20 protein-coding genes and 3 tRNA genes are annotated in these 22853 nt (G+C 68.7%); 12 read left to right on the plus strand and 11 right to left on the minus strand.

Translation table 11 applies throughout. The features are described from left to right. Positions 1 to 14 precede the first annotated feature (14 nt). Both DEJ27_RS09270 and DEJ27_RS09275 read left to right on the plus strand, forming a co-directional pair. Complete coding sequence (locus DEJ27_RS09270) at positions 15 to 1550, plus strand: PucR family transcriptional regulator (RefSeq protein WP_110861920.1); 1536 nt, start codon at positions 15 to 17, stop codon at positions 1548 to 1550. A gap of 20 nt (positions 1551 to 1570) precedes the next feature. Continuing rightward, positions 1571 to 2188 (plus strand): TetR family transcriptional regulator, encoded by a 618-nt coding sequence (locus DEJ27_RS09275; protein ID WP_110861918.1) that lies wholly within the window; start codon positions 1571 to 1573, stop codon positions 2186 to 2188. Here DEJ27_RS09275 and DEJ27_RS09280 read toward each other — a convergent pair. After that, complete coding sequence (locus DEJ27_RS09280) at positions 2171 to 2857, minus strand: NUDIX domain-containing protein (protein ID WP_110862064.1); 687 nt, start codon at positions 2855 to 2857, stop codon at positions 2171 to 2173. The genes DEJ27_RS09275 and DEJ27_RS09280 overlap by 18 nt on opposite strands. Before the next feature lie 90 nt (positions 2858 to 2947). On the opposite strand from DEJ27_RS09280, the gene DEJ27_RS09285 reads away from it, so the two are divergent. Then, positions 2948 to 3427, plus strand: a complete 480-nt coding sequence (locus DEJ27_RS09285) for a hypothetical protein (RefSeq protein WP_110861917.1) — start codon at positions 2948 to 2950, stop codon at positions 3425 to 3427. Positions 3428 to 3502: 75 nt separating this feature from the next. On the opposite strand, the gene DEJ27_RS09290 is transcribed toward DEJ27_RS09285, so the two are convergent. Then, positions 3503 to 3589 (minus strand) — tRNA-Leu (locus DEJ27_RS09290). Between the two features lie 86 nt (positions 3590 to 3675). On the opposite strand from DEJ27_RS09290, the gene DEJ27_RS09295 reads away from it, so the two are divergent. The 7 genes from DEJ27_RS09295 to pknB all read left to right on the plus strand — a co-directional run bounded on the left by DEJ27_RS09295 (position 3676) and on the right by pknB (position 12807). Continuing rightward, complete coding sequence (locus DEJ27_RS09295) at positions 3676 to 4356, plus strand: DUF3662 and FHA domain-containing protein (RefSeq protein WP_110861915.1); 681 nt, start codon at positions 3676 to 3678, stop codon at positions 4354 to 4356. Then, positions 4353 to 4904 carry an FHA domain-containing protein gene (locus tag DEJ27_RS09300; protein WP_110861913.1) on the plus strand — a complete coding sequence of 184 codons (552 nt, stop codon included), beginning with the start codon at positions 4353 to 4355 and terminating at the stop codon, positions 4902 to 4904. The genes DEJ27_RS09295 and DEJ27_RS09300 overlap by 4 nt, the downstream gene beginning before the upstream one ends. Positions 4905 to 4910: 6 nt before the next feature. Next, positions 4911 to 6263 carry a Stp1/IreP family PP2C-type Ser/Thr phosphatase gene (locus DEJ27_RS09305; RefSeq protein ID WP_111090810.1) on the plus strand — a complete coding sequence of 451 codons (1353 nt, stop codon included), beginning with the start codon at positions 4911 to 4913 and terminating at the stop codon, positions 6261 to 6263. Then, positions 6260 to 7693 carry an FtsW/RodA/SpoVE family cell cycle protein gene (locus tag DEJ27_RS09310; protein WP_110861909.1) on the plus strand — a complete coding sequence of 478 codons (1434 nt, stop codon included), beginning with the start codon at positions 6260 to 6262 and terminating at the stop codon, positions 7691 to 7693. Before DEJ27_RS09305 ends, DEJ27_RS09310 begins: the two co-directional genes overlap by 4 nt. Next, positions 7690 to 9144 (plus strand): penicillin-binding protein 2, encoded by a 1455-nt coding sequence (locus tag DEJ27_RS09315; RefSeq protein ID WP_110861907.1) that lies wholly within the window; start codon positions 7690 to 7692, stop codon positions 9142 to 9144. The genes DEJ27_RS09310 and DEJ27_RS09315 overlap by 4 nt, the downstream gene beginning before the upstream one ends. Then, positions 9141 to 10889, plus strand: coding sequence for a serine/threonine-protein kinase (locus DEJ27_RS09320; RefSeq protein WP_110861905.1), 1749 nt, complete (start codon positions 9141 to 9143; stop codon positions 10887 to 10889). Before DEJ27_RS09315 ends, DEJ27_RS09320 begins: the two co-directional genes overlap by 4 nt. Before the next feature lie 121 nt (positions 10890 to 11010). Further along, entirely contained in the window at positions 11011 to 12807 is a 1797-nt protein-coding gene (gene pknB, locus DEJ27_RS09325; RefSeq protein WP_258369917.1) for a Stk1 family PASTA domain-containing Ser/Thr kinase, read from the plus strand. Between the two features lie 99 nt (positions 12808 to 12906). On the opposite strand, the gene DEJ27_RS09330 is transcribed toward pknB, so the two are convergent. Then, the gene (locus DEJ27_RS09330; RefSeq protein WP_110861901.1) at positions 12907 to 13551 is read right to left on the minus strand and encodes an aminodeoxychorismate/anthranilate synthase component II; all 645 of its coding nucleotides are present in this window, start codon (positions 13549 to 13551) and stop codon (positions 12907 to 12909) included. A gap of 81 nt (positions 13552 to 13632) precedes the next feature. Between DEJ27_RS09330 and DEJ27_RS09335 the strand changes: the two genes are divergently transcribed. Next, positions 13633 to 13887, plus strand: a complete 255-nt coding sequence (locus tag DEJ27_RS09335; RefSeq protein WP_110861899.1) for a cell division protein CrgA — start codon at positions 13633 to 13635, stop codon at positions 13885 to 13887. 349 nt (positions 13888 to 14236) lie between these two features. On the opposite strand, the gene DEJ27_RS09340 is transcribed toward DEJ27_RS09335, so the two are convergent. Continuing rightward, positions 14237 to 15091 (minus strand): rhomboid family intramembrane serine protease, encoded by an 855-nt coding sequence (locus DEJ27_RS09340; RefSeq protein ID WP_110861897.1) that lies wholly within the window; start codon positions 15089 to 15091, stop codon positions 14237 to 14239. Positions 15092 to 15098: 7 nt separating this feature from the next. Next, positions 15099 to 15638 (minus strand): peptidylprolyl isomerase, encoded by a 540-nt coding sequence (locus DEJ27_RS09345; protein WP_027466924.1) that lies wholly within the window; start codon positions 15636 to 15638, stop codon positions 15099 to 15101. Between the two features lie 115 nt (positions 15639 to 15753). Between DEJ27_RS09345 and DEJ27_RS09350 the strand changes: the two genes are divergently transcribed. Continuing rightward, a complete protein-coding gene (locus DEJ27_RS09350) occupies positions 15754 to 16329 on the plus strand; it encodes a hypothetical protein (protein WP_111090811.1) in 576 nt (191 codons plus the stop codon). Between the two features lie 380 nt (positions 16330 to 16709). On the opposite strand, the gene DEJ27_RS09355 is transcribed toward DEJ27_RS09350, so the two are convergent. The 6 genes from DEJ27_RS09355 to DEJ27_RS09380 all read right to left on the minus strand — a co-directional run bounded on the left by DEJ27_RS09355 (position 16710) and on the right by DEJ27_RS09380 (position 22800). Further along, positions 16710 to 16782: transfer RNA gene (locus tag DEJ27_RS09355), tRNA-Ala, on the minus strand. A 56-nt stretch (positions 16783 to 16838) separates the two neighbouring features. Next, positions 16839 to 16915: transfer RNA gene (locus tag DEJ27_RS09360), tRNA-Ile, on the minus strand. 75 nt (positions 16916 to 16990) lie between these two features. Then, the gene (locus tag DEJ27_RS09365; protein WP_027466922.1) at positions 16991 to 17398 is read right to left on the minus strand and encodes a DUF3566 domain-containing protein; all 408 of its coding nucleotides are present in this window, start codon (positions 17396 to 17398) and stop codon (positions 16991 to 16993) included. Then, positions 17391 to 20048, minus strand: coding sequence for a DNA gyrase subunit A (gene gyrA, locus DEJ27_RS09370; RefSeq protein ID WP_110861892.1), 2658 nt, complete (start codon positions 20046 to 20048; stop codon positions 17391 to 17393). Before gyrA ends, DEJ27_RS09365 begins: the two co-directional genes overlap by 8 nt. Positions 20049 to 20162: 114 nt before the next feature. Further along, the gene (gene gyrB, locus DEJ27_RS09375; RefSeq protein WP_110861890.1) at positions 20163 to 22166 is read right to left on the minus strand and encodes a DNA topoisomerase (ATP-hydrolyzing) subunit B; all 2004 of its coding nucleotides are present in this window, start codon (positions 22164 to 22166) and stop codon (positions 20163 to 20165) included. 133 nt (positions 22167 to 22299) lie between these two features. Then, complete coding sequence (locus DEJ27_RS09380) at positions 22300 to 22800, minus strand: DUF721 domain-containing protein (protein WP_027466919.1); 501 nt, start codon at positions 22798 to 22800, stop codon at positions 22300 to 22302. Positions 22801 to 22853 lie beyond the last annotated feature (53 nt).

Here is a 22853-nt window from a genome sequence, read left to right on the forward strand (position 1 = left end):
GATAGGGTGACGGCATGCCCGCAACGCTGCGCTCCCTGCTGCACCGGGGTGAACTCCACCTGCGCCCACTCAACGACGCGGACGAGCACGCCCTCGATGCCCCGCTGTCCTGGCTGCACAGCTCGGACCTCGAGGACCCGACGCCGTTCCTCTCCGAGGGTCAGGGGCTGCTCACGACCGGCACGCAGTTCGGCGCCGAGGCCGAGGTGCGCGACGACGTCGCCGAGGCCTACGTCCGGCGGCTCGTGGACGGTGGTGTCGTGGCGCTCGGCTTCGGCACCGAGGTGGTCCGCGCCGGCACCCCCGACGCCCTGGTCGCCGCCTGCACCCGGCACGGACTGCCGCTGTTCGAGGTGCCCTACGAGACCTCCTTCATCGCGGTCGCGCAGGCCAACGCCGAAGCGGTCGCGCGGGACGCCAACGCACGCGGTGCCTGGGCCCTCGCCGCGCAGCGGGCCATCTCGCTCGCCGCGATGCGACCCGACGGACTCGGCGCGACCATCGCCGAGCTGTCCCGGCAGCTCGACGGGTGGGTCGGCCTGTTCGACGTCTCCGGTCGGCTCGACCGCGGACACCCCGCTGACGGGCTGCCCGCTGCCGACCTCGACCTCCTGCGGACCGAGGCGCTACGGCTGCTGCGCTCCGGCCAGCGGGCGAGCCTGCCGGTCGCCACGGACGGTGGTGGCGGGTACACCCTGCAGACGCTCGGCAGCGGCGGGCACCTGAGCGGCGTGCTCGCGATCGCGAACGGCGGAGCCCTCGACCGGGCCGGACGCGAGGTCGTCACGGCCGTCATCGCCCTGGCCGGCCTCGCCCTGCAGCAGAACCGTGAACTCGCCCGCGCCCGGGGACTCCTGCGCACCGGACTCCTCACGATGCTGTCCGTCGGCGAACCCGAGGTGGTGCAGGCGACGTCACGCGAGGTGTGGGGGCCGCTGCCCGCCGAACCCGTCCGGATCGCCGCTGTCGACGTCCTCGACCACGACCTCGACACCGTGGTCGACCTGCTCGAACTGTGGGTGCAGGACCGGCCGGGGCACCTGTTCTTCGCGGTCGACGACGCCCTGTTCCTCTGCGTGAACGCGGACGACACCGGGATCGTCGCTGAACTCGTCGACCGCTTCGACCTGCGCGCCGGCCTGTCCGACGGCACTGCGTACCGGTCGTTCGGACGCGCCCGCACCGAGGCAGTGCAGGCACTCGACCGACGCCGTGAAGGACGCCCGGGCACCACCGAGTTCGGCGACCTCGCGCGCGAGGGCGTCCTCGCCCACCTCGCCCACGTCGACGTGGACGCCGGTGCCGTCGCCCGCGCGTTCCTCGCCCCGCTGCTCGACCACGACCGCACGGCCGGCACCGAGCTCACGGGCACCGTCCGGACCTGGCTGCAGGAGAACTGCGAGTACGACCGGGCCGCACGGGTCCTCGGCATCCACCGGCACACCGCCCGCGCCCGGGTGGAGCACGCGGGAAGGCTCCTCGACCGTGACCTCTCCGTCTTCTCGACCCGGGCCGACCTCTGGGCAGCCTTCGTGGTCGAGGGCGCGTGACGCGCGGATACGGTGGGACGATGCCGTCGACACCGGCCCGCCGGCGCCTGAGCCCGGCCGAACGCGAAGACCAGATCACGGCGGCCTCCGTCGACCTGGCGCGCGCCGAGGGCCTCGCGGCGGTGACGCTCCGCGGGGTCGCCGCCGTGATCGGGGTCGCGCCCTCGCTCGTCGCCCACTACCGCCCGAGCATGGAGGACCTGGTCGGCGAGACGTTCCGCACCGTCGCGGTCGCCGAGGTCGCCGAGGTCCGCGCGGTCGTCGCCGCTGCGCCCGACCCCGTCTCCCGCCTCCGCACCCTGCTCGGCTGCATCGCCGATCCCGCCCGCGACGACGTCGCCACCCTGTGGGCCGATGCGTGGAGCATCGGCCGCACGAACGCGGCACTGGCGACCGCGGCGCGGGACGTCATGGACGACTGGCAGCTCCTCGCGACCACGGTCGTCGTCGAGGGTGTGCGCGCGGGCGTGCTGCACACCGACGACCCGGACGGCGTCGGACGCCTGCTCTTCGCGCTCGTCGACGCCACTAACGGGTACGCCCTGGTCGACTACCTCGACCGCCCGACCCGCGAGGGGCTGGTCCGCACGACGATCGCGCGAGCGGTGGGCCTGGACGGGTCAGCCCTGTCGGGGTGACGCCCGCCGCAGCGCCACCCACTGCAGCAGCATGATCGTCTTGCCGTCGGCGATCCGACCGTCCGCCACCATCGCGAGCGCCTCGTCGAGCTGCACCTCGAGCACCTCGATGTCCTCGCCCTCGTCCTCCACGCCGCCACCGGCCTCGACACGGTCAGCCGGGGTGTACGCGCCGAGGTAGAAGTGGACCCGCTCGGTGACCGAACCGGGGCTCATGAACACGTCGCCCAGGTGCTCGAGCGCACCGAGCCGGATGCCGAGCTCCTCGGCCGCTTCACGCCGCACCGCGGTCTCGGGGTCGTCCTCGTCGAGCAGTCCCGCCGCGGCCTCGACCAACATGCCGTCCGGATGTCCGTTCACGTACGCCGGCCACCGGAACTGCCGCGTGAGCAGGACGGTGCCGCGCTCGGCGTCGTACGGCAGGACCGTCGCACCGTTGCCGCGGTCGTAGGTCTCGCGCTGCTGCCGGTCCCACCGACCGTCACGGCGCCGGACGTCGAGGGTCGTGCGGCGGAGCACGTGCCAGCCGTTCGACACCACCTCGACGTCCCGCACGACGACGTCGGGGTTGCGGTCGAGGGCACGGCCCACGGCGTCGAGTCCGATGCGGCCGCGGTCGTCGGGCACGTCGACACCGGGACGGGGAGCGGTCGCGCGTTCGTCGGTCACCCGGTCACGGTAGCGGGCCACCTCGGCAGGACTCCGTCCGCTCGGTACGCTCGACGTGCCGCACCAGGGAGCGGCAGAGGACGGTGCAGCATGACCAGGACGTTCATCCTCCGACGACCGGACCGACCGCAGGTGGTCACCGTGTCCTTCGTGCTGTGGCTGGTGTGGGTGGCAGCCTGCGTCGCCGCCACCGTGCTCCGGTTCTTCGCGACGGACGCGGCGGTCGGCCAGGCACCGGTCCTCGCCGGGATCGTCGCGCTGGTGCTCTGGGCCCTGGTGACGTGGGCGGTGTTCCGGATGGCCGCGGGGTCCCGGGTCGCGCGCATCGTGCTCGTCGTCGTCGCGGCCTTCCGCGCGCTCCTGAGCCTCACCGGTGGCGAACTCGCGGTCCTGACGATCGCGCTGTCGGTCGTCGCCGCGGTCCTGCTCTTCCTGCCCAGCGCGCGCCCGTTCTTCGCCTCGCAGCAGGCACGGAGAGCCGACCACGGGTTCGACGGAACCGGCGTGTCGGGGCCGAGCCGTGCCTCCAGGCCGAATGCCGACCACACGACGGACGCCGATGGGGCCTGACAGCCGGGAACCGCGGACGACTCCGAAGAAACAGGAAAGGCCCCGGATTCCTCCGGGGCCTTTCCTGTTTTCGCCTGGTGCGCGAGGGGGGACTTGAACCCCCACGCCGTTTCCAGCACACGGACCTGAACCGTGCGCGTCTACCAATTCCGCCACTCGCGCCAGCCCCGAAACACTACCACGCACAGACGGGTGTCAACGCCAACCACTAACATGCAGTGGTTGACGACCGACGACACGGGAGACGCATGGGCCTGCTGGACAACTTCGAGCGAGGGTTGGAACGCGCCGTCAACGGCGCGTTCGCGAAGACCTTCCGCTCCGGGGTGCAGCCCGTCGAGATCTCGAGCGCCCTGCGGCGCGAGCTCGACACGAAGGCCGCAGTGGTCTCCCGCGAGCGCATCCTCGTGCCGAACGAGTTCACCGTGCGTCTGGCACCGCCGGACTTCACGCGCATGAACGACGTCGGTCGCCCGCTCATCGACGAACTGACCCAGATGGTGCACCAACACGCCGTCGCGCAGAACTACTCGTTCTCCGGCCCCGTCACCATCCGACTCCAGCAGGACGGCACGCTCTCGACGGGGATCCTGCAGGTCGACTCCACCACCGTGCAGCGCGATGTGGCCTGGATCCCGGTGCTCGACATCGGCTCGCAGCGACACCGTCTGCACCGCGGGCGCACGGTGATCGGGCGCGGCAGCGACGCCGACATCACCATCGCGGACACCGGGACGAGCCGGAAGCACGTCGAGTTGCTGTGGGACGGCAAGCACGCCCAGGCCACCGATCTCGGCTCCACGAACGGCTCGAAGCTGAACGGTCAGCACTTCCAGCAGGCGATCGTCGAGCCGGACTCCACCATCGAGATCGGTCGTACCCGTATGGTGTTCCGGGTGATCCCGGAGAACGACGGAGGTGCTCGATGACCACAGGCCTGACCCTGCTCGTCCTGCGCTTCGCCTTCCTCGCGGTGCTCTGGCTGTTCGTCTTCGTGATCGTGTTCGCCCTGCGCAGCGATCTCTTCGGCCAGCGCGTCCGCACGATCCCGACCGATCCCAAGTCGGCGCCGTCCGGACCGAGCACCCCCACCGTCCCTGCTGCGGCGGCCCCCGGCCCCGCCTCGAGCGGTGCGTTCACCGACGTGATCGGCCAACCCGGTGGTGCGCAGCGTCCCGCCTCGCCGGCCGCGTCCCGCCTGGTCATCACCGAGGGTGCGCGCGAGGGCATGGAGATGCCCCTGGGCGGCGGCCCGATCACGATCGGGCGTTCGAGCGAGTCGAACGTCGTGATCCGTGACGACTACACCTCGACCAACCACGCCCGCCTCGACCTCCGCGCCGACGGCTGGCTCCTCACCGACCTCGAGTCCACGAACGGCACCTTCGTCAACGGTCAGAAGGTGAGCGCTCCCGTCCTCGTGGCAGAGGGCACGCCCATCACGATCGGGACGACGACGTTCGAGCTGCGGCGGTAACCCGGCATGACCGCTCGCACGCTGAGCGCCGCTGTGTCCCACGTGGGGCGCATCCGCGCGAACAACCAGGACTCCGGCTACGCCGGGGCGCACCTGTTCGCGGTGGCGGACGGCATGGGCGGCCACGCCGGCGGTGACGTCGCCTCGGCGATCGCGATCCGACGCATCCGCGAGGTCGACCGCGAGTTCCCGTCGGCACACGACGCCGAGTTCGCGCTGCAGTCGGCACTCATCGCGGCGAACCAGCTGATCACCGAGACCGTGTTCGAGCACCAGGAGCTCACCGGCATGGGCACCACGGTGTCCGCGATGATCCGCGTCGGCGAGCAGATCGCGATCGCGCACATCGGCGACTCCCGCATCTACCGTCACCGCGACGGCGAGCTGCAGCAGATCACGTCCGACCACACCTTCGTCCAGCGGCTCGTCGACAGCGGCCGGATCACGCCGGAGGAAGCCGCGGTCCACCCGCGTCGCTCCGTGCTGATGCGCGTGCTGGGTGACGTCGACGCCGCACCCGAGGTCGACACGGCGATCATGGACATCCAGCCGGGCGACCGCTGGTTGCTCTGCTCCGACGGCCTGTCCTCGTACCTGGCCGAAGAGCGCATCCGCCACGCCCTGGCCTCGAACATGGACGCCAACCAGGTCACGCAGCGCCTGGTGAAGGAGACGCTCGACCACGGCGCCCCCGACAACGTCACCGTCGTGGTGATGGACGTCACGGACACCGAACCCGAGGACGACGACGACGCGGCCACCACGGTCGGCTCCGCTGCGGCACCGCTCACCTTCGAGGCGTCGACCGGCCGCAAGCCGATCCGCCTCCCCACGATCCTGCTGCACCCGCTCAAGGTCACCACCGCGCCCGAGGACTCGCACTTCGAGCCCGAGTCCGACCACTTCTTCGCCGAGCTCATCGCCGAGGACCGCCGACGCCGCATCCGCCGTCGGGTGTCCTGGACCGTCGCGCTCGTGGTCGCGGTCGCCGTGCTCGTCGGCGCGGTGTTCGTCGGCTGGCGGATCACGCAGGACCACTACTACGTCGGCACCGACCGCGGCACCGTCGCGATCTACAAGGGCGTGCAGCAGTCGATCGGGCCGTTGGCCTTGTCGGACGTGTACGAGGACACCGACATCGCAGTCTCGTCGCTGCCGGACTACACCCGCGAGAACGTCCGCTCGACGATCAACGCACAGTCCCTCACCGACGCCCGTGACATCGTCGACCGTCTGCGCAAGGCCGCCGCGACCGGCGAGGACCAGGCCGGCACCGGTGGGGACGGCGACGCCAGCTCGTCACCGTCGCCCTCGCCGACGCGATCAACGTCGCCGAGCCCGACGCGGAGCCCGCGATGAGCAACGCCACGGCCGCCCAGTCCTTCACCCAGGCGATCACGATCAAGCTCCGGGAGCCCGCCCGCGCGCGGAACCTCGAGCTCTTCCTGCTCGTCATCGCCTGCGGCATCTGCGCGGGTGCGATGGTGCTCGTGCAGCTCGGCACCAAGGGCCGACTGTTCGACCAGTCGGTGCTCTGGGTCGGCGGTGGCATCCTCGGCCTCGCGCTCGTCATGCACGTGGTGCTGCGCGTCGTGGCGAAGAACGCCGACCCGTTCATCCTGCCGATCGCGCTCGTCCTGAACGGCATCGGCATCGCCGAGATCTACCGCATCGACGTCCACAACGGCCTGTCGGGCTGGGACGCCATCGGCGTGAAGCAGATCGTCTGGACGATGCTCGCGATGGTCCTGGCGATCATCACGCTCGTCGCCGTCCGCAACCACCGGTTCCTGCAGCGGTACCGGTACATCTTCATGGCGCTGACGATCGTCCTGCTGCTCCTGCCGATGCTGCCGGGCATCGGCACGAACATCGGTGGCGCGCGGGTCTGGATCAGGATCGGCCCGTTCTCGTTCCAGCCCGGTGAACTCGCGAAGATCACCATGGCGCTGTTCTTCGCCGGGTACCTCGTCACCGCCCGGGATTCGCTGTCGATCGTCGGCAAGAAGTTCCTCGGCATGACGTTCCCGCGCGCCCGCGACCTCGGCCCGATCCTGGTGATGTGGGGCGCCGCGATGGCCGTCCTCGTGTTCCAGCGCGACCTCGGCACCGCCCTGCTCTACTTCGGCCTGTTCCTCGTGATGATCTACGTCGCCACGGCACGGATCAGCTGGGTCGCGATCGGTCTCACGCTGTTCATCGGTGGTGCCCTCGTCGCACAGAGTGTCCTGGAGTACGTGCGCGGCCGCTTCGAACAGTGGCTCGACCCGTTCAACCAAGAGGTCTTCAGCCGCGACACCCAGGCGAGCTACCAGCTCGTGCAGGGCCTGTTCGGCTTCGCGAACGGCGGGATCACCGGAACCGGGCTCGGGCAGGGCAGGCCGTACATCACGCCGGTCGCCAACGCCGACTACATCGTCGCGTCGCTCGGTGAAGAGCTCGGCCTGATCGGCGTCTTCGCGATCCTCGCCCTCTTCATCGTGTTCGCATCGCGTGGCATCCGCGTCGGGTTCATGGCGCAGGACGACTTCGGCAAGCTGCTCGGTGTCGGCTTCGGCTTCATCATCGCCCTGCAGGTGTTCGTGGTCGTCGGCGGCATCACCCGGATCATCCCCGTGACGGGCCTGACGACGCCGTTCATGGCCGCCGGTGGTTCGTCGCTCATCGCCAACTGGATCATCGCCGCGATGCTGCTGCGCCTGACCGACTCGATCCCCGCCGAACAGCGTGTCCAGCAGGGCGCGCTCCCCGCCGCGAGCGGGCGGACCAGGAAGGAGCGTCGTCGATGAACCGACAGCTCCGCGGTGTCTCGACCGTCATCGTGCTCATGTTCGTCGCCCTCTTCGTGTCGACGACGTCGATCCAGTTCTTCGCGGCGGACTCGTTGCGTGCCGACTCCCGGAACTCCCGAACCATCTTGGACAGTTACTCGACCAAGCGTGGCGCGATCCTCGTGGACGGCAGCCCGATCGCCGAGTCGACGCCGGTGGACGATCAGTACCAGTACCAGCGGAAGTACACGAACGGCGACCTGTACTCGGCGGTGACCGGGTACTTCACGATCGGGCAGGGCAACACCGGCATCGAGAGCGCGGAGAACACCGTGCTCTCGGGCAACTCGGACGCCTCGTTCTTCCAGAACCTCAACTCGATCCTCACCGGCCAGGACGTCCAGGGCGACAACGTCAACCTGACCATCGACCCCGACGTGCAGCAGGCCGCGTACGACGCCCTCGGCACCAACAGCGGTGCCGTCGTCGCGATCCAACCGAAGACCGGCAAGATCCTCGCGATGGTCTCGAAGCCGAGCTACGACCCGAACTCGCTCACCTCGCACGACACGGCCGAGGTCAAGCGGCAGTACGACGCCCTGCTCGGCGCCGACACAGCCCCGCTGCAGAACCGCGCCATCGGCGGTGACCTGTACACACCCGGGTCGGTGTTCAAGCTCGTGGTGGCCTCTGCGGCACTCGAGGGTGGCAAGTACAACCTCGACTCCACGTTCCCGAACCCGTCGCGACTGCAGCTGCCCGGGACGAGCTCGTACATCAACAACGCCGAGGGCGGCACGTGCGGCGGCGGCGACAAGGTCAAGCTCCGCACGGCCATCCAGTACTCGTGCAACATCCCCTTCGCCGAACTCGGCCAGAAGCTCGGGTACGACGCGATCAAGAGCATGGCCGACAAGTACGGCTTCGGCGACGCGATCGAGATCCCGATGGCTGCCACCGCGAGCCAGTACCCCGACGTCGACTCGACGGCCCAGCTCATGCTGAGCGCCTTCGGCCAGGCCAGCGTCCGGGTCTCCCCGCTGCAGATGGCGATGGTGTCGGCCGGCATCGCGAACGACGGCAAGGTCATGCAGCCCTCACTCATCGACTCGATCACCACGAGCGACCTGAAGACGGTCGAGTCCTTCTCCCCGAGGCAGTACAGTGATCCGCTGTCGCCCTCCGAGTCCGCTGACCTCACCGAGGCCATGCAGAGCGTCGTGAGCGCGGGGACCGGTACCAATGCCAAGATCGACGGTGTCGACGTCGCCGGCAAGACCGGCACGGCCGAAGGTGGCACCGGCGATCCCTACACGCTCTGGTTCACGGGGTTCGCCCCCGCCAAGGACCCGGAGGTCGCCGTGGCGGTCGTCGTCGGCAACGGCGGCGGGCTCGGGCAGTCCGGAGTCGGCAACACGGTCGCGGCCCCGGTCGCGAAGAAAGTCATGGAGGCGGTGCTGAACAAATGAGACCCACCAGCGGACTCACCTTCGGTGGGCGGTACCAGCTCTCCTCCCGGGTCGCCATCGGCGGCATGGGCGAGGTGTGGCAGGCGACCGACCTCGTCATCGGCCGAACCGTCGCACTCAAGATCCTCAAGGACGAGTACCTCGGTGACCCCGGTTTCCTCGAGCGCTTCCGCGCCGAGGCCCGGCACGCTGCCCTCGTCAACCACGAGGGCATCGCCAACGTCTTCGACTACGGCGAAGAGGACGGCAGCGCCTACCTCGTGATGGAGCTCGTCCCCGGCGAGGCCCTGTCGACCATGATCGAGCGCGAGCACACGCTCCCGGTCGACAAGGTGCTGGACATCGTCGCGCAGACCGCGAACGCCCTGCAGGCCGCACACGCGGTCGGCCTGGTGCACCGCGACATCAAGCCCGGCAACCTGCTCATCACGCCCGATGGTCGCGTCAAGATCACCGACTTCGGCATCGCCCGCATCGCCGACCAGGTCCCCCTCACCGCGACCGGTCAGGTGATGGGCACGGTGCAGTACCTGTCGCCCGAGCAGGCGAGCGGCCACCCCGCCTCGCCGTCGACCGACATCTACTCGCTCGGCATCGTCGCGTACGAGGCCCTGGCGGGTCGTCGTCCGTTCACGGGCGAGTCGCAGGTCGCGATCGCGATGGCACACATCAACGAGCAGCCACCGCCGCTGCCCGGGGACATCCCGGAGCCCGTCTCGGCCCTGGTCATCTCGTGCATCGCGAAGAAGCCCGCCGACCGTCCTGCGACGGCCGCCAACCTCGCCCGTGCCGCACAGGCGCTGCGTCGAGGTGACGTCGCCGCTGCCACCGTGGCCGTCCCCGCGATCGCGCAGAACGGCACCGTCGCGTTCAACCCGCCGCAGGGCCAGGGGAACGACGCAGCCACCGCACTCCTCGGTACCCAGGCCGGCGCGATGGTCGGCGGACCAGGGACCCCGGGGTCCCCCGTCGGTGAGGAGCCCGAGGAGCCGAAGAAGAAGCGCGCCTGGATCTGGTGGGTCGTCGGTGTCGTCGTCCTGCTCGCCGTCGCAGCCGTCATCGGAGCCGTCGCGCTGAACGGTGCAGGTGACCCCGAGCCGGCTCCGACGAAGAGCTCGAGCTCGCCGAAGCCGACCCGCAGCCAGACCCCGACGCCGACCGCGACCCCTTCACCGAGCCGAGTGACGGTGTCCCTGGCGGACTACACCGGCGTGAAGGCGACGGACGCCCAAGCGCGCCTGCAGCAGCTCGGACTCGAGGCGACGATCGTCGACGGCGACCCGGCTGCCGACGCCGGTCAGGTCGGCACGGTGCAGTCGCTCGACCCCACCGGGAACCTCGAACCCGGCACGCTCGTGACCATCAAGGCGTACACCGCGGTGCCGACGGTCACGACCGCGCCCGATGCCCCGACCGCCGGGACCGTCTCGGCGGACGGCAAGGTGACGTTCTCGTGGAACGCCTTCACGGCGTGCCCGGCGGGTCACTCGCTGAGCGGGTACACCTACACGATCAACAACGGCACCGACGCGAAGAACCAGTCGACCGGCACCGTGACCACGACCTCGATCGAGGTCACCGGCGCCGAACCCGGCACGATCTCGCTCTCGTACACGGCGAAGTGCGGCGACCTGACCTCGCCGAGCTCGTCCACCACGAGCGCCACGTGGGAGGCCACCGAAGAGCCGACCACCGACCCGACCGAGGGCAACAACCCGAGCCAGGGTCCGCAGGACCCGAACTGAACGCCCCCCGGACGGGGACTGTCGACACCGTTCGGTAACGGTTCGGTCGAGCGCGCGGTGACCAGCCTCCCACCAGGTGGGGCTGCCGTACACTAGCCCGGACCGACAGACGGAGGAGTACGTGCCAGAAGGTGTGACCGCGGGGATCACGCTCCTCGCGAATCGCTACGAGATCGGTGACGTCATCGGTCGGGGCGGCATGGCGACCGTGCACCTCGGCAACGACACCCGCCTCGGCCGGAAGGTCGCGGTGAAGCTCCTCAAGCCGAGCCTCGCGAACGACCCGGTCTTCCGCACGCGGTTCCGCCAGGAAGCCCAGGCCGCTGCGCGCATGGCACACCCGACCGTCGTGCGCGTGTACGACGCCGGCGAAGAGACGGTGTCCGAGCCGTCGGGTGCCGAGGTGCAGGTCCCCTTCATCGTGATGGAGTACGTCGAGGGTCGGCCGCTCTCCGACATCATCGCCGAGGGTGCCGTCGCCCCCGACGAGGCCGTCCGCATCACCGAGGGCATCCTCACGGCGCTCGAGTACTCGCACCGGGCGGGCGTCGTGCACCGCGACATCAAACCGGCCAACGTGATGGTCACGCACAGCGGCCAGGTCAAGGTCATGGACTTCGGCATCGCGCGAGCCATCACCGACACCTCGGCCACGGTCGCGCAGACCACGTCGATCCTCGGTACCGCGTCGTACTTCTCACCGGAGCAGGCCCGCGGCGAGACCGTGGACGCCCGTACCGACCTGTACTCGACCGGCGTCGTGCTCTTCGAGCTCCTCACCGGTCGCGCGCCGTTCCTCGGTGACACCCCGGTCGCGGTCGCGTACCAGCACGTCAGTGAGCAGCCCGTCGCGCCGTCCACCATCACCCCCGCGATCTCCCCGGCGCTCGACGCGGTCACACTCCACGCCCTCGTCAAGGACCGCACCCGCCGGTTCCAGAACGCCGCCGAGTTCCGCTCCGATCTGCAACAGGCCGCCGCCGGGCACGTCCCGGCATCGACGAAGAAGCTGCAGCAGAACGCCGCGAACGACGCCTCGACGGTGTTGTTCGGGGTCGATCCGCGCATGACCTCGAACGCCGCGTCGGCCTTCCGTGAGCTCGACGACGACACCGCCGAACACCGTCCGCAGCGCACGCAGAACCGCCCGCCCGTCGCGTGGATCTGGGTCGGCGTCCTGCTGACGGTCGCCGTCGTGGTCGGGGTCGTCTTCTTCGTGGCGAACCTGCAGCCGGGCAAGCCACCGGTGTCGTCCTCGGTCTCGGTGCCGAACGTCGCCGGGTTGTCCTACGACGCCGCCGCCGCCGCGTTGGAGAAGCGCGACCTGAAGGCGGTCCAGGTCGAGGAGAACTCCGACGACGTCGACAAGGGGACGGTCATCCGCACCGACCCCGGCTCAGGGATCAACGTCGGACGCAGCCAGAGCGTGAACGTCATCGTGTCCTCGGGTCCGGAGCCCGTTGCCGTCCCCGAGCTGAGCGGCCAGTCACAGGCAGCAGCACAGCAGGCGTTGGACAGCGCGGGCTTCACACTCGGCGCCATCACGTCCGGGTACTCGCCCGATGTCCCCTCCGGCACCGTGATGAGCTCCGATCCAGCGTCAGGCTCGATCCAGACCAAGGGCTCCGCGGTGAACCTCACGGTCTCGAACGGCAAGGTGCAGCTGCCGAACGTGACGAACCAGCCGTACACCGAATCCAAGGCGTCCCTGGAGCAACTCGGACTGACGGTCGCTCCGGCACCGTCGAACTCGTGCACCGGCGGCCTGGTCACCCAGCAGAGCACCCCACAGGGCGACATCGCCCAGGGCAGCACCGTCACCTTGGCCTACTGCGCGGCGCCGAACGAACCGGCGAAGAACCCGACCCCGAGCGGCGACAACGGCGACCGCGGCGGTGACGGTGACGACGGACGCTGACGGTGACGACGGACGCTGATCCGTCCGTCGTGCGCACGACCGGTCGGACGCCACAGCCCCGAGCGTGATCTCCGGGTCCACGCACGGCAGACGGGTGCGTCAGGCGCGGTGCGTGGCGATGAGTGGCCCGAGGTCAGCGGCGCGCTCAGCGGCTCCGATCAGGCCGGTGGTCTCGAGCCAGTTGCCGACCATGCGGTAGCCGCCCTCGGTCAGGACCGACTCCGGGTGGAACTGCACGCCGAACACGGGGTGCTCACGGTGCTGGACGCCCATGATGACCCCACCCTCGGTGCGCGCGGTCACGGTGAGCTCGTCGGGGACGGTGCCGTCGACGATGGCGAGCGAGTGGTACCGCGTCGCCGTGAAGGGGTGGGGGACGCCGGCGAAGAGCGGGCTGTCGTCGTGGTCGACCTCGGAGGTCTTGCCGTGCATGAGCTCCTCGGCGTGTGTGACCGTGGCACCGAGGGCCTCAGCGATGGCCTGGTGCCCCAGGCAGACTCCCAGCAGCGGGGTCTCGGCTGCGATGGCCGCGTGCACCGTGGGGATCGAGACGCCCGCAGCCGCCGGCGTTCCCGGGCCCGGTGACAGGAGCACGCCGTCGTACTCGGCGATGCGGTCGGCGATCTCCGACTCGGGGAAGGCATCGTTGCGCACGACGTCGGTCTCGGCGCCGAGCTGCTGCACGTACCCGTTGAGCGTGTAGACGAAGCTGTCGTAGTTGTCGACGACGAGGATCCTGGTCATGGCGGTTCACCGTATTCGTGGGGGATGTGTGCGGCGGTCCGCGGGCCGATCCACACACGTGGTCACGGTAGGATACCGGCCATGGCCAAGGACAAGGACCGCACCAAGCCCGCCCGGACGACCCGAGCTGACGCGGTCGACACCGCGGGGGACGCCCCGAACCCGGTGTGGTTCAAGCCGGTCATGTTCGGCTTCATGCTCATCGGTCTGGTGTGGGTGATCGTCTTCTACATCTCGAACGCCACGCTGCCGGTTCCGAGCCTCGGCTCGTGGAACATCGTGATCGGCTTCGGCATCATGTTCGTCGGCTTCCTCATGACCACCCGGTGGCGCTGACCCCGAGCCTCCCGTTCTCTCGACGCCCGTCGCACCGTAAGGTGCGGCGGGCGTCGTCGTTCTCCACAACGTCGAGCACCAGTGGAACGCAGATCCTCGACGATCGGGCCGTTCTCCACACTTTTCCACACTCTCCACACGGTCATCCACACCCGCACCCCGGAGTTATCCACAGGTGAGTCCACAGTGGGGATAATCACACTGGTGTAACTCGATGCGTTCTCCACACCTGTGGATAACTCCCGGCGGCGCTGTGGAGAGCCGTGGATGAGCAGGAGCGGGTGCCCCGGGAACGACGAACGCCCCGCCGCAGTGCGACGGGGCGTTCGAGGGTGGTGCTGCGGCCGTGTCAGCCGACCGTGACGGCGTACCCGACTGCAGTGAGGGCGAGGCCGAGCACCGCCGCAGCGACGATCAACGCGATCTGCAACGGACGCTTCCGGATGTTCCGCGTCTGCGCGAAGACGAAGCCCATCACGAAGCCACCGATGATCCCGCCGACGTGCGCCTGCCACGAGATGTTGGTCCCGGGCAGGAACCCGATCACCAGGTTCAGCCCGATGATCACGAGGAGTTGCACGGCGTTGTTCCCCAGGCTGCGCTGCAGCACGAAGAACGCGGCGAAGAGACCGAAGATGGCACCGGACGCTCCGACGACCCAGGTGCCCGGAGCGAGGAAGGTCACGAGCATCGACCCGAAGATCCCGGTGATGAAGTACAGCGCCAGGAACCGCCAGGCACCGAGCATGTTCTCGAGCATCCGACCGAAGATCCACAGCGCCCACATGTTGAACAGGATGTGGAAGATGCCCGAGTGCACGAACAGGACCGTCACCACGCGCCAGGGCTGGGTCGGGAACAACAGCGAGTTGTAGGCGAACAGGCTCGAGAAGAACCCACCGCTCACCTGGTCGAGCAGCCAGATGGCGACCGAGGTCGCGATGATGACGACCGTGACCTTCTGGTCGAGCATGGCGAAGCGCCGCCGAGCGACCGTGAACCCACTGGGGGCTCCGGACGCTCGGCGGTTCGCTGCGAACTGTGCACGCTGTTCACGCACGCACTCCGGGCAGTGCACCCCGACCGCTGCCGGCGTCTGGCACTCCGGGCAGATCGTCCGCCCGCAGCGCTGGCAGAGGACGAAGCTCTGCCGGTCCGGATGCCGGTAGCAGGTGTTGTTCGGGTTGTACGCCTGGTCGGTCACGTGAAGGTCAGACGCCTTCGACGTCGATGCTCTGGATGACGACGTCCTCGACGGGCTTGTCACGACCGTCGGTCGGAACACCCTCGATCGCGTCGACGACCGCGCGGGACTCGTCGTCGGCGACCTCACCGAAGATGGTGTGCTTGCCCTGCAGCCACGGCGTTGCCACCGTGGTGATGAAGAACTGCGAGCCGTTGGTGCCGCGGCCGCCCTGGATGCCGGCGTTCGCCATGGCGAAGATGTAGGGGTTCTGGAACGTGAGCTCCGGGGAGATCTCGTCGTCGAAGCGGTAACCGGGGCCACCGATGCCCTGGCCGAGCGGGTCGCCGCCCTGGATCATGAAGTCCTTGATGATGCGGTGGAAGATCACGCCGTCGTAGAGCTTGTCGGTCGAGACCTTGCCCGTGCCGGGGTGGGTCCACTCCTGCTGGCCCGTGGCGAGGTCGACGAAGTTCTTGACGGTCTTCGGTGCGTGGTTGCCGAACAGGTTGACGCGGATGTCGCCCTTGTTGGTGTGGATCGTTGCGACAGCGGTGTGCAGAGACATGTTCCGATTCTCGCATGTACTCCTGACCGCGGACGGATTGCACAGCTGCGGTTCCGTGACCTGTCAGGCAGTGTGGTGGCAGGATGGGGGCACGCCGATCCGATGGAGGTACCAGATGACGACGATCGAGATCCCGCGAAAGCGTCGGAAGCAGATCAAGAAGCTCAAGGGCCAGACCGCCTCGCTCCTCGGCGAGCAGCGCAAGGTCCTCGAGCACGCGAACGCGATCCTGGCCGAGGCCCGGTCGAACGCCGCGGACGCAGCTCGCAAGGACATCGCACCCCGCGTGCAGAACGCGATCGACAACGGGATCCGTCCCGCGTTCGCCACCGGCGTGCACGCTGCCACCTCGGCAGCGCAGAGCGCTTCGCACAAGTTCCAGTCCGAGGTGGTCCCCGGACTCGTCTCGACCGCTGGTTCGGTGCTGAGCGTGACCGATCTCGCGAAGGACCCCCGGGTCAAGAAGATCGTGAAGAACGCGCAGAAGAAGAGCAAGGGCGCGAAGAAGGCCGCGGCGAAGTACGTCCCGTCGCAGCAGAAGAAGGGTCTCGGCTTCGGCGGAGTCGCACTCATCATCGTCGGCGTCGTCGCCGTCGCCGGTGCTGCGTACGCCGCGTACCAGACGCTCCGCGCCGACGACGACCTCTGGGTCGCCGACGACGCCGACACGGCGGAGAAGCCCGCCGCCTGACCTCCCGGTTCGTACGAAGGGCCCCGGCTGTCGCCGGGGCCCTTCGTCGTTCCCGGGCCTGGCATTCGTGCACCCGCGCACGCATTCCCTGAAGGCGCCCACCCACCGACCTGGAGGCCCGCACCGGCCTGGCCCCGCGCCTCCCGTCCGTCACTGATCGCGCAACCTGCCGCGGTGGCCACCGAGAGGTCGCAACCCGTCGCCGACGCGCTTGCCGGCCGACAGTGCACGCAACCTCGCCAGCGCGCATGCGGGATGTCGTGACCACTCGAAGAAGACGACATCGCATGGCGGATCCAGCCATCGCGGAGCGACGCGCACGAGCACAGAACGAAGCCCCTGGGGAGACGACGAAGTCGTCAACCAGGGGCTGACGTGAGTGGAGCCTGGGAGAATCGAACTCCCGACATCCTGCTTGCAAAGCAGGCGCTCTACCAACTGAGCTAAGGCCCCGAGTGCCACCGAGGTGATCGGCGACGGGATGGAGTTGTCGTGGTGTTCCGGAGAACTGGTGGGGCTACAAGGACTTGAACCTTGGACCTCTTCGTTATCAGCGAAGCGCTCTAACCGCCTGAGCTATAGCCCCTCAGACCGGATGAAAGCCTACCGTACGATCCCGCCGGAACGAAATCGAGCAGTGGGCCCAACCGGCCCGGGTGTGTCAGTTGTTCGTGAAGCCCACGAGCAGACCGCCCGTGATCCGCACACTGAGGTTGTAGAGCACGCTCACGATGGCGCCGAGGACGGTGCCGACGACCACGTTGAGGATGCCCACGACGATGGAGAACCCGAGGACCTGGCCCAGCGAGAACTGGTCCATGATCGAGTAACTGTTCTGGCCGGTGACGTCCTTCAACAGGGCGTCGACCTGGGTGAACACACCCGTCTGGTTCAGGATGACCCACACCAGTGCCGTGGCGACCACGATCACGATGCTGCCGGCCAGGGCGATGAGGAAGCTCAGCTTCACCATCGACCAGAAGTCGACGTAGACCAGTCGCAACCGCACCTGGCGGGTGCCGACGGGACGCTTCGCCTTCTTCTGGAGCTTCTCGGCGACACTACTCATTGGTTGACTGGTCCTCTCCGGCCTCGTCTGCGACGGGCTCGGTGTCGATGGGATCAGTGGAATCCGGGGCCGCTTCGGCAGGGCTGACCGTCTCCACCGGGCCCGCGGGCTCGATCTCGGCGTCGTCCTGGTCGTCCAGGTTCCGCTCGGTGTTCCGGGCCACCGCGATGATCCGGTCGTTCTCCGCGAACCTCGCGAAGACGACGCCCATCGTGTCACGGCCCTTGGCAGGGACCTCGGCCACGGCAGACCTTACCACCTTGCCCGATTGCAGCACGACGAGCACCTCGTCGTCCTCGCCGACGATGAGAGCGCCCACGAGATCGCCCCGGTCGACCGCCAACTTCGCGACCTTGATGCCCAGACCACCACGGCCCTGCACGCGGTACTGGTCGACCGCGGTGCGTTTGGCGTAGCCGCCCTCGGTCATCACCCAGACGAAGCCGTCGTCCGAGACGACCCGGGCTGCGAGCAGCGAGTCGCCGTCACGGAAGGACATGCCCTTCACACCCGAGGTCGAGCGACCCATCGGACGCAGGGTGTCGTTCGTCGCCGTGAACCGGAGCGACATGCCCTGGCGGGACACCAGGAGCAGATCGTCGTGCTCGTCGACGAGCAGCGCCTGGCGGAGCTTGTCGCCGTCGCGCAGGTTGATCGCGATGATGCCGCCGGTGCGGTTCGTGTCGTACTCGGTGAGCGCGGTCTTCTTCACCAGGCCGTGCTCGGTCGCGAGCACGAGGTACTGCGCGACCTCGTAGTCGCGGATGTCGAGTACCTGCTGGATCTGCTCGTCGGGCTGCATCGCGAGGAGGTTCGCGACGTGCTGGCCCTTCGCGTCACGGCCGGCTTCCTGCAGCTCGTACGCCTTGGCGCGGTAGACCCGGCCCTGGTCGGTGAGGAACAGGAGCCAGTGGTGCGTCGTCGTGACGAAGAAGTGCTCGACGATGTCGTCGGCTCGGAGCTGGGCCCCACGGACACCTCGGCCGCCGCGGTGCTGCGAGCGGTACTGGTCGCTGCGCGTGCGCTTGACGTAGCCACCGCGGGTGATGGTGACGACCATCTCCTCTTCGGGGATCAGGTCTTCCATCGACATGTCGCCGTCGTAGCCGAACATGATCTCGGTACGCCGGTCGTCGCCGAAGCGGTCGACGATCTCGCTCAGCTCGTCGCGGATGATCGAGCGCTGACGGCTCTCCGACCCGAGGATGTCCTGGAAGTCGGCGATCTTGCGCTCGAGCTCTTCGGCCTCATCGTGGATCTTCTGACGCTCGAGGGCGGCGAGACGACGGAGCTGCAGTTCGAGGATCGCGCGCGCCTGGATCTCGTCGACGGACAGCAGGTCCATCAGGCCGGTGCGGGCCTCTTCGACGTCGGGCGAGCGACGGATGAGCGCGATGACCTCGTCGAGGGCGTCGAGCGCAGCCAGGTAGCCGCGCAGGATGTGGGCGCGCTTCTCGGCCTCGCGCAGACGGAACTGCGTGCGGCGGACGATGACGTCGACCTGGTGCGCGACCCACGCCGAGATGAAGCCGTCGAGCGGCAGGGTGCGGGGCACCCCGTCGACGATCGCGAGCATGTTCGCGCCGAAGTTCTCCTGCAGCTGGGTGTGCTTGTACAGGTTGTTCAGCACGACCTTGGCGACGGCGTCGCGCTTCAGCACGATGACCAGGCGCTGCCCGGTGCGACCGGAGGTCTCGTCACGGATGTCGGCGACACCGGCGAGCTTGCCGTCCTTGACGAGCTCGGCGATCTTGATCGCCAGGTTGTCCGGGTTGACCTGGTACGGCAGCTCGGTGACGACGAGGCAGGTGCGACCCTGGATCTCCTCCACCGAGACCACGGCACGCATCGTGATCGAGCCACGGCCGGTGCGGTAGGCGTCCTGGATGCCCTTGGTGCCGAGCACCTGCGCACCGGTCGGGAAGTCCGGGCCCTTGATGCGCTGCATGAGCGCGGCGAGCAGCTCTTCGCGGGTGGCGTCGGGGTTGTCGAGCGCCCACTTGGCACCCTCGGCGACCTCGCGCAGGTTGTGCGGCGGGATGTTCGTGGCCATGCCGACCGCGATGCCGACCGAGCCGTTGACGAGCAGGTTCGGGAAGCGGGCCGGCAGGATCGCCGGCTCCTGGGTGCGGCCGTCGTAGTTGTCCTGGAAGTCGACGGTGTCCTCGTCGATGTCGCGGACCATCTCGAGCGCGAGCGGCGCCATCTTCGTCTCGGTGTACCGCGGGGCGGCGGCGCCGTCGTTGCCCGGCGAACCGAAGTTGCCCTGGCCCAGCGCGAGCGGGTACCGGAGCGACCACGGCTGCACCAGGCGGACGAGGGCGTCGTAGATCGCCGAGTCACCGTGCGGGTGGAACTGGCCCATGACGTCACCGACGACGCGGGAGCACTTCGAGAACGCACGGTCCGGGCGGTAGCCGCCGTCGAACATCGCGTAGATCACACGGCGGTGCACCGGCTTGAGGCCGTCGCGGACCTCCGGCAGGGCACGACCGACGATGACCGACATCGCGTAGTCGAGGTACGAGCGCTGCATCTCGAGCTGCAGGTCGACCTGCGAGATGCGGTCACCGGAGACGACGATGTCCCCGCTGTCGCCGTGGACGATCTCGGGCTGCTCGTCGGCGCCGTTCTCGTTGTCGTCAGCCATGTGGCTTCGTTCCCTTTCTGGACAGCCTGGAGGCTGTGGTTCCGTTGGTCGCGCCGGGCGCGACCACAGGTGGTCAGGACTGGTCGACGCGGCTCACGCCGCGCCTCCTGGCCGTTAGATGTCGAGGAAGCGGACGTCCTTGGCGTTCTGCTGGATGAACTGGCGACGTGCGTCGACGTCTTCACCCATCAGCGTCGAGAAGACGCTGTCCACAGCAGCCGCGTCCTCCAGCGTGACCTGCAGGAGCGTGCGGGTGTCCGGGTTCATCGTGGTGTCCCAGAGCTCCTTGTAGTCCATCTCGCCGAGGCCCTTGTAGCGCTGGATCCCGTTGTCCTTCGGGATGCGCTTGCCGGCTGCGAGGCCGGCCTGCATCAGTGCGTCGCGCTCCCGGTCGCTGAAGACGTACTCGTGCGCCGAGTTCGACCACTTCAGGCGGTAGAGCGGCGGCTGCGCGAGGTACACGTAGCCGTGCTCGATGAGCGGACGCATGTAGCGGAACAGCAGCGTGAGCAGCAGCGTGGTGATGTGCTGACCGTCGACGTCGGCATCGGCCATCAGCACGATCTTGTGGTACCGGGCCTTGTCCGGGTCGAAGTCCTCACCGATGCCGGCACCGAACGCCGTGATCATCGACTGGATCTCCTGGTTCGCGAGGGCGCGGTCGAGCCGGGCCTTCTCGACGTTCAGGATCTTGCCGCGCAGGGGCAGGATCGCCTGCGTCATCGGGTTGCGGCCCTGCACGGCGGAACCGCCGGCGGAGTCACCCTCGACCATGAAGATCTCCGACACCGTCGGGTCCTTCGACTGGCAGTCCTTGAGCTTGCCGGGCATGCCGCCCGACTCGAGCAGCCCCTTGCGGCGAGTGGTCTCGCGCGCCTTGCGGGCGGCCAGACGTGCCTGCGACGCCTGGATCGCCTTGCGGACGACGTCGCGCGCCTGCGTCGGGTTGCTCTCGAACCAGTGGGTCAGCTCGGTGCCGACGACACGCTGCACGAACGACTTCGCCTCGGTGTTGCCGAGCTTGGTCTTCGTCTGCCCCTCGAACTGCGGCTCGCCGAGCTTGACGGAGATGACGGCGGTCAGCCCTTCGCGGATGTCGTCACCTGTGAGGTTGTCGTCCTTCTCCTTGATGATCTTCGCCTCGCGCGCGTAGCGGTTGACGAGGGTCGTGAGCGCGGCGCGGAAGCCCTCTTCGTGGGTTCCGCCCTCGTGCGTGTTGATCGTGTTCGCGAAGGTGTGGACGCTCTCCTGGTAGGAGGTGTTCCACTGCATCGCGACCTCGAGCGCGATCTTGCGCTCCGGATCCTCGGCCTCGAAGCCGATGACGTCGGGGTGGACCAGGTCGGCCTTCTTCTGCGCGTTGATGTACTCGACGTAGTCGGCGAGACCACGCTCGTACATGAACGTGTCGTTGCGCGCCTCTTCCCCTTCTTCCGGGGTGCGCTCGTCGCGCAGGTTGATCCGCAGGCCCTTGTTCAGGAAGGCCATCTGCTGGAACCGCGTCCGCAGGGTCTCGTAGTCGAAGACGACGGACTCGAAGATCTCGGCGTTCGGCCAGAACGTGATCGTCGTGCCGGTCTCGTCCGTCTCTTCGTCCTTGGAGACGGGCGCGACGGGGACACCGTCGGTGTAGCTCTGGCGCCAGACGTGGCCCTGCCTACGGACCTCGACGTCGAGCTCGGAGCTCAGCGCGTTCACCACGGACGAACCGACGCCGTGCAGACCACCGGAGACGGCGTAGCCGCCACCGCCGAACTTGCCACCGGCGTGCAGGACGGTGAGGACCACCTGCAGGGTCGAGACCCCTTCGGCCGCGTGGACGTCGACCGGGATGCCACGGCCGTTGTCGACGACGCGGACGCCACCGTCTTCACGGATGCTCACGTCGATGGTGTCGCAGTACCCGGCGAGGGCTTCGTCGACGGAGTTGTCGACGATCTCCTGGACCAGGTGGTGCAGACCGCGCGGGCCGGTCGAACCGATGTACATACCGGGGCGCTTGCGGACGGCCTCGAGCCCCTCGAGCACCTGAATCTGGTCTGCGCCGTAGGACGGTTCGCTCTGCGGGGTCTCCGCGCCGAGCGGGTTCTGCCGGTCGTCTTCAGATTCTGCTGCCATGTCGAGCGTGCTCCTGCCTGCGCGCGGAACGCCCGCGCACTGCACCTCCCAGTCTACCGCAGAGCCCCCTCTTTCGAGGGCTCATCTGCCCCTCAGACGGGCTTTTCTGGCACTCCAGGATGATTTCGTCGCCTCAACCGTAGGTGTCGCGAGGACCGCGCCCCTGGACCGTCCTGGGGCCGCGTTTCCACGTGGGGGCGTCCGGGCCGGAAACCCTGATCGACTCGACCCCGGCTTCGGGGTGCCGTTCCGCGATGGTCGTCGTGACCGTCGCACGCATGAGTCTGAGCTGGGTCGCCCAGGCCGTCGAGTCGCACCGGATGACCAGTGCACCGTCCTCGATGGTGACCGGCCGGGAGTGCTTCGCCAGCTCCTCGCCGACGACGCTCGGCCAGTCCACGAACAGCTCGGAGCGGGCGAGGGGTTCCGTCCAGCCGAGCTCCTGGGCGAGCGAACCGACGATGTCGGCGAGGCCCTTCGGCTCGCGGCCACGTCCGTACGGCACGGTGTCGGCGTCGAACTCGCGGGCACGTCGGCGGCGGGCATCTGTGCCGCGCTTGGACGGGTCGCCGAACACCGCGCGCAGGTGGCGGTACACCTGCGAGGGTTCGGTGGGCTTGCGGGGCTTCGGCATCAGGCGTCGGCTTCGGTCGGGTCCGTGTTGCTGTCCGCGACGGCCGGGTGCGT

This window comes from Curtobacterium sp. MCPF17_018 (assembly GCF_003234135.1).
GTDB lineage: Bacteria > Actinomycetota > Actinomycetes > Actinomycetales > Microbacteriaceae > Curtobacterium > Curtobacterium flaccumfaciens.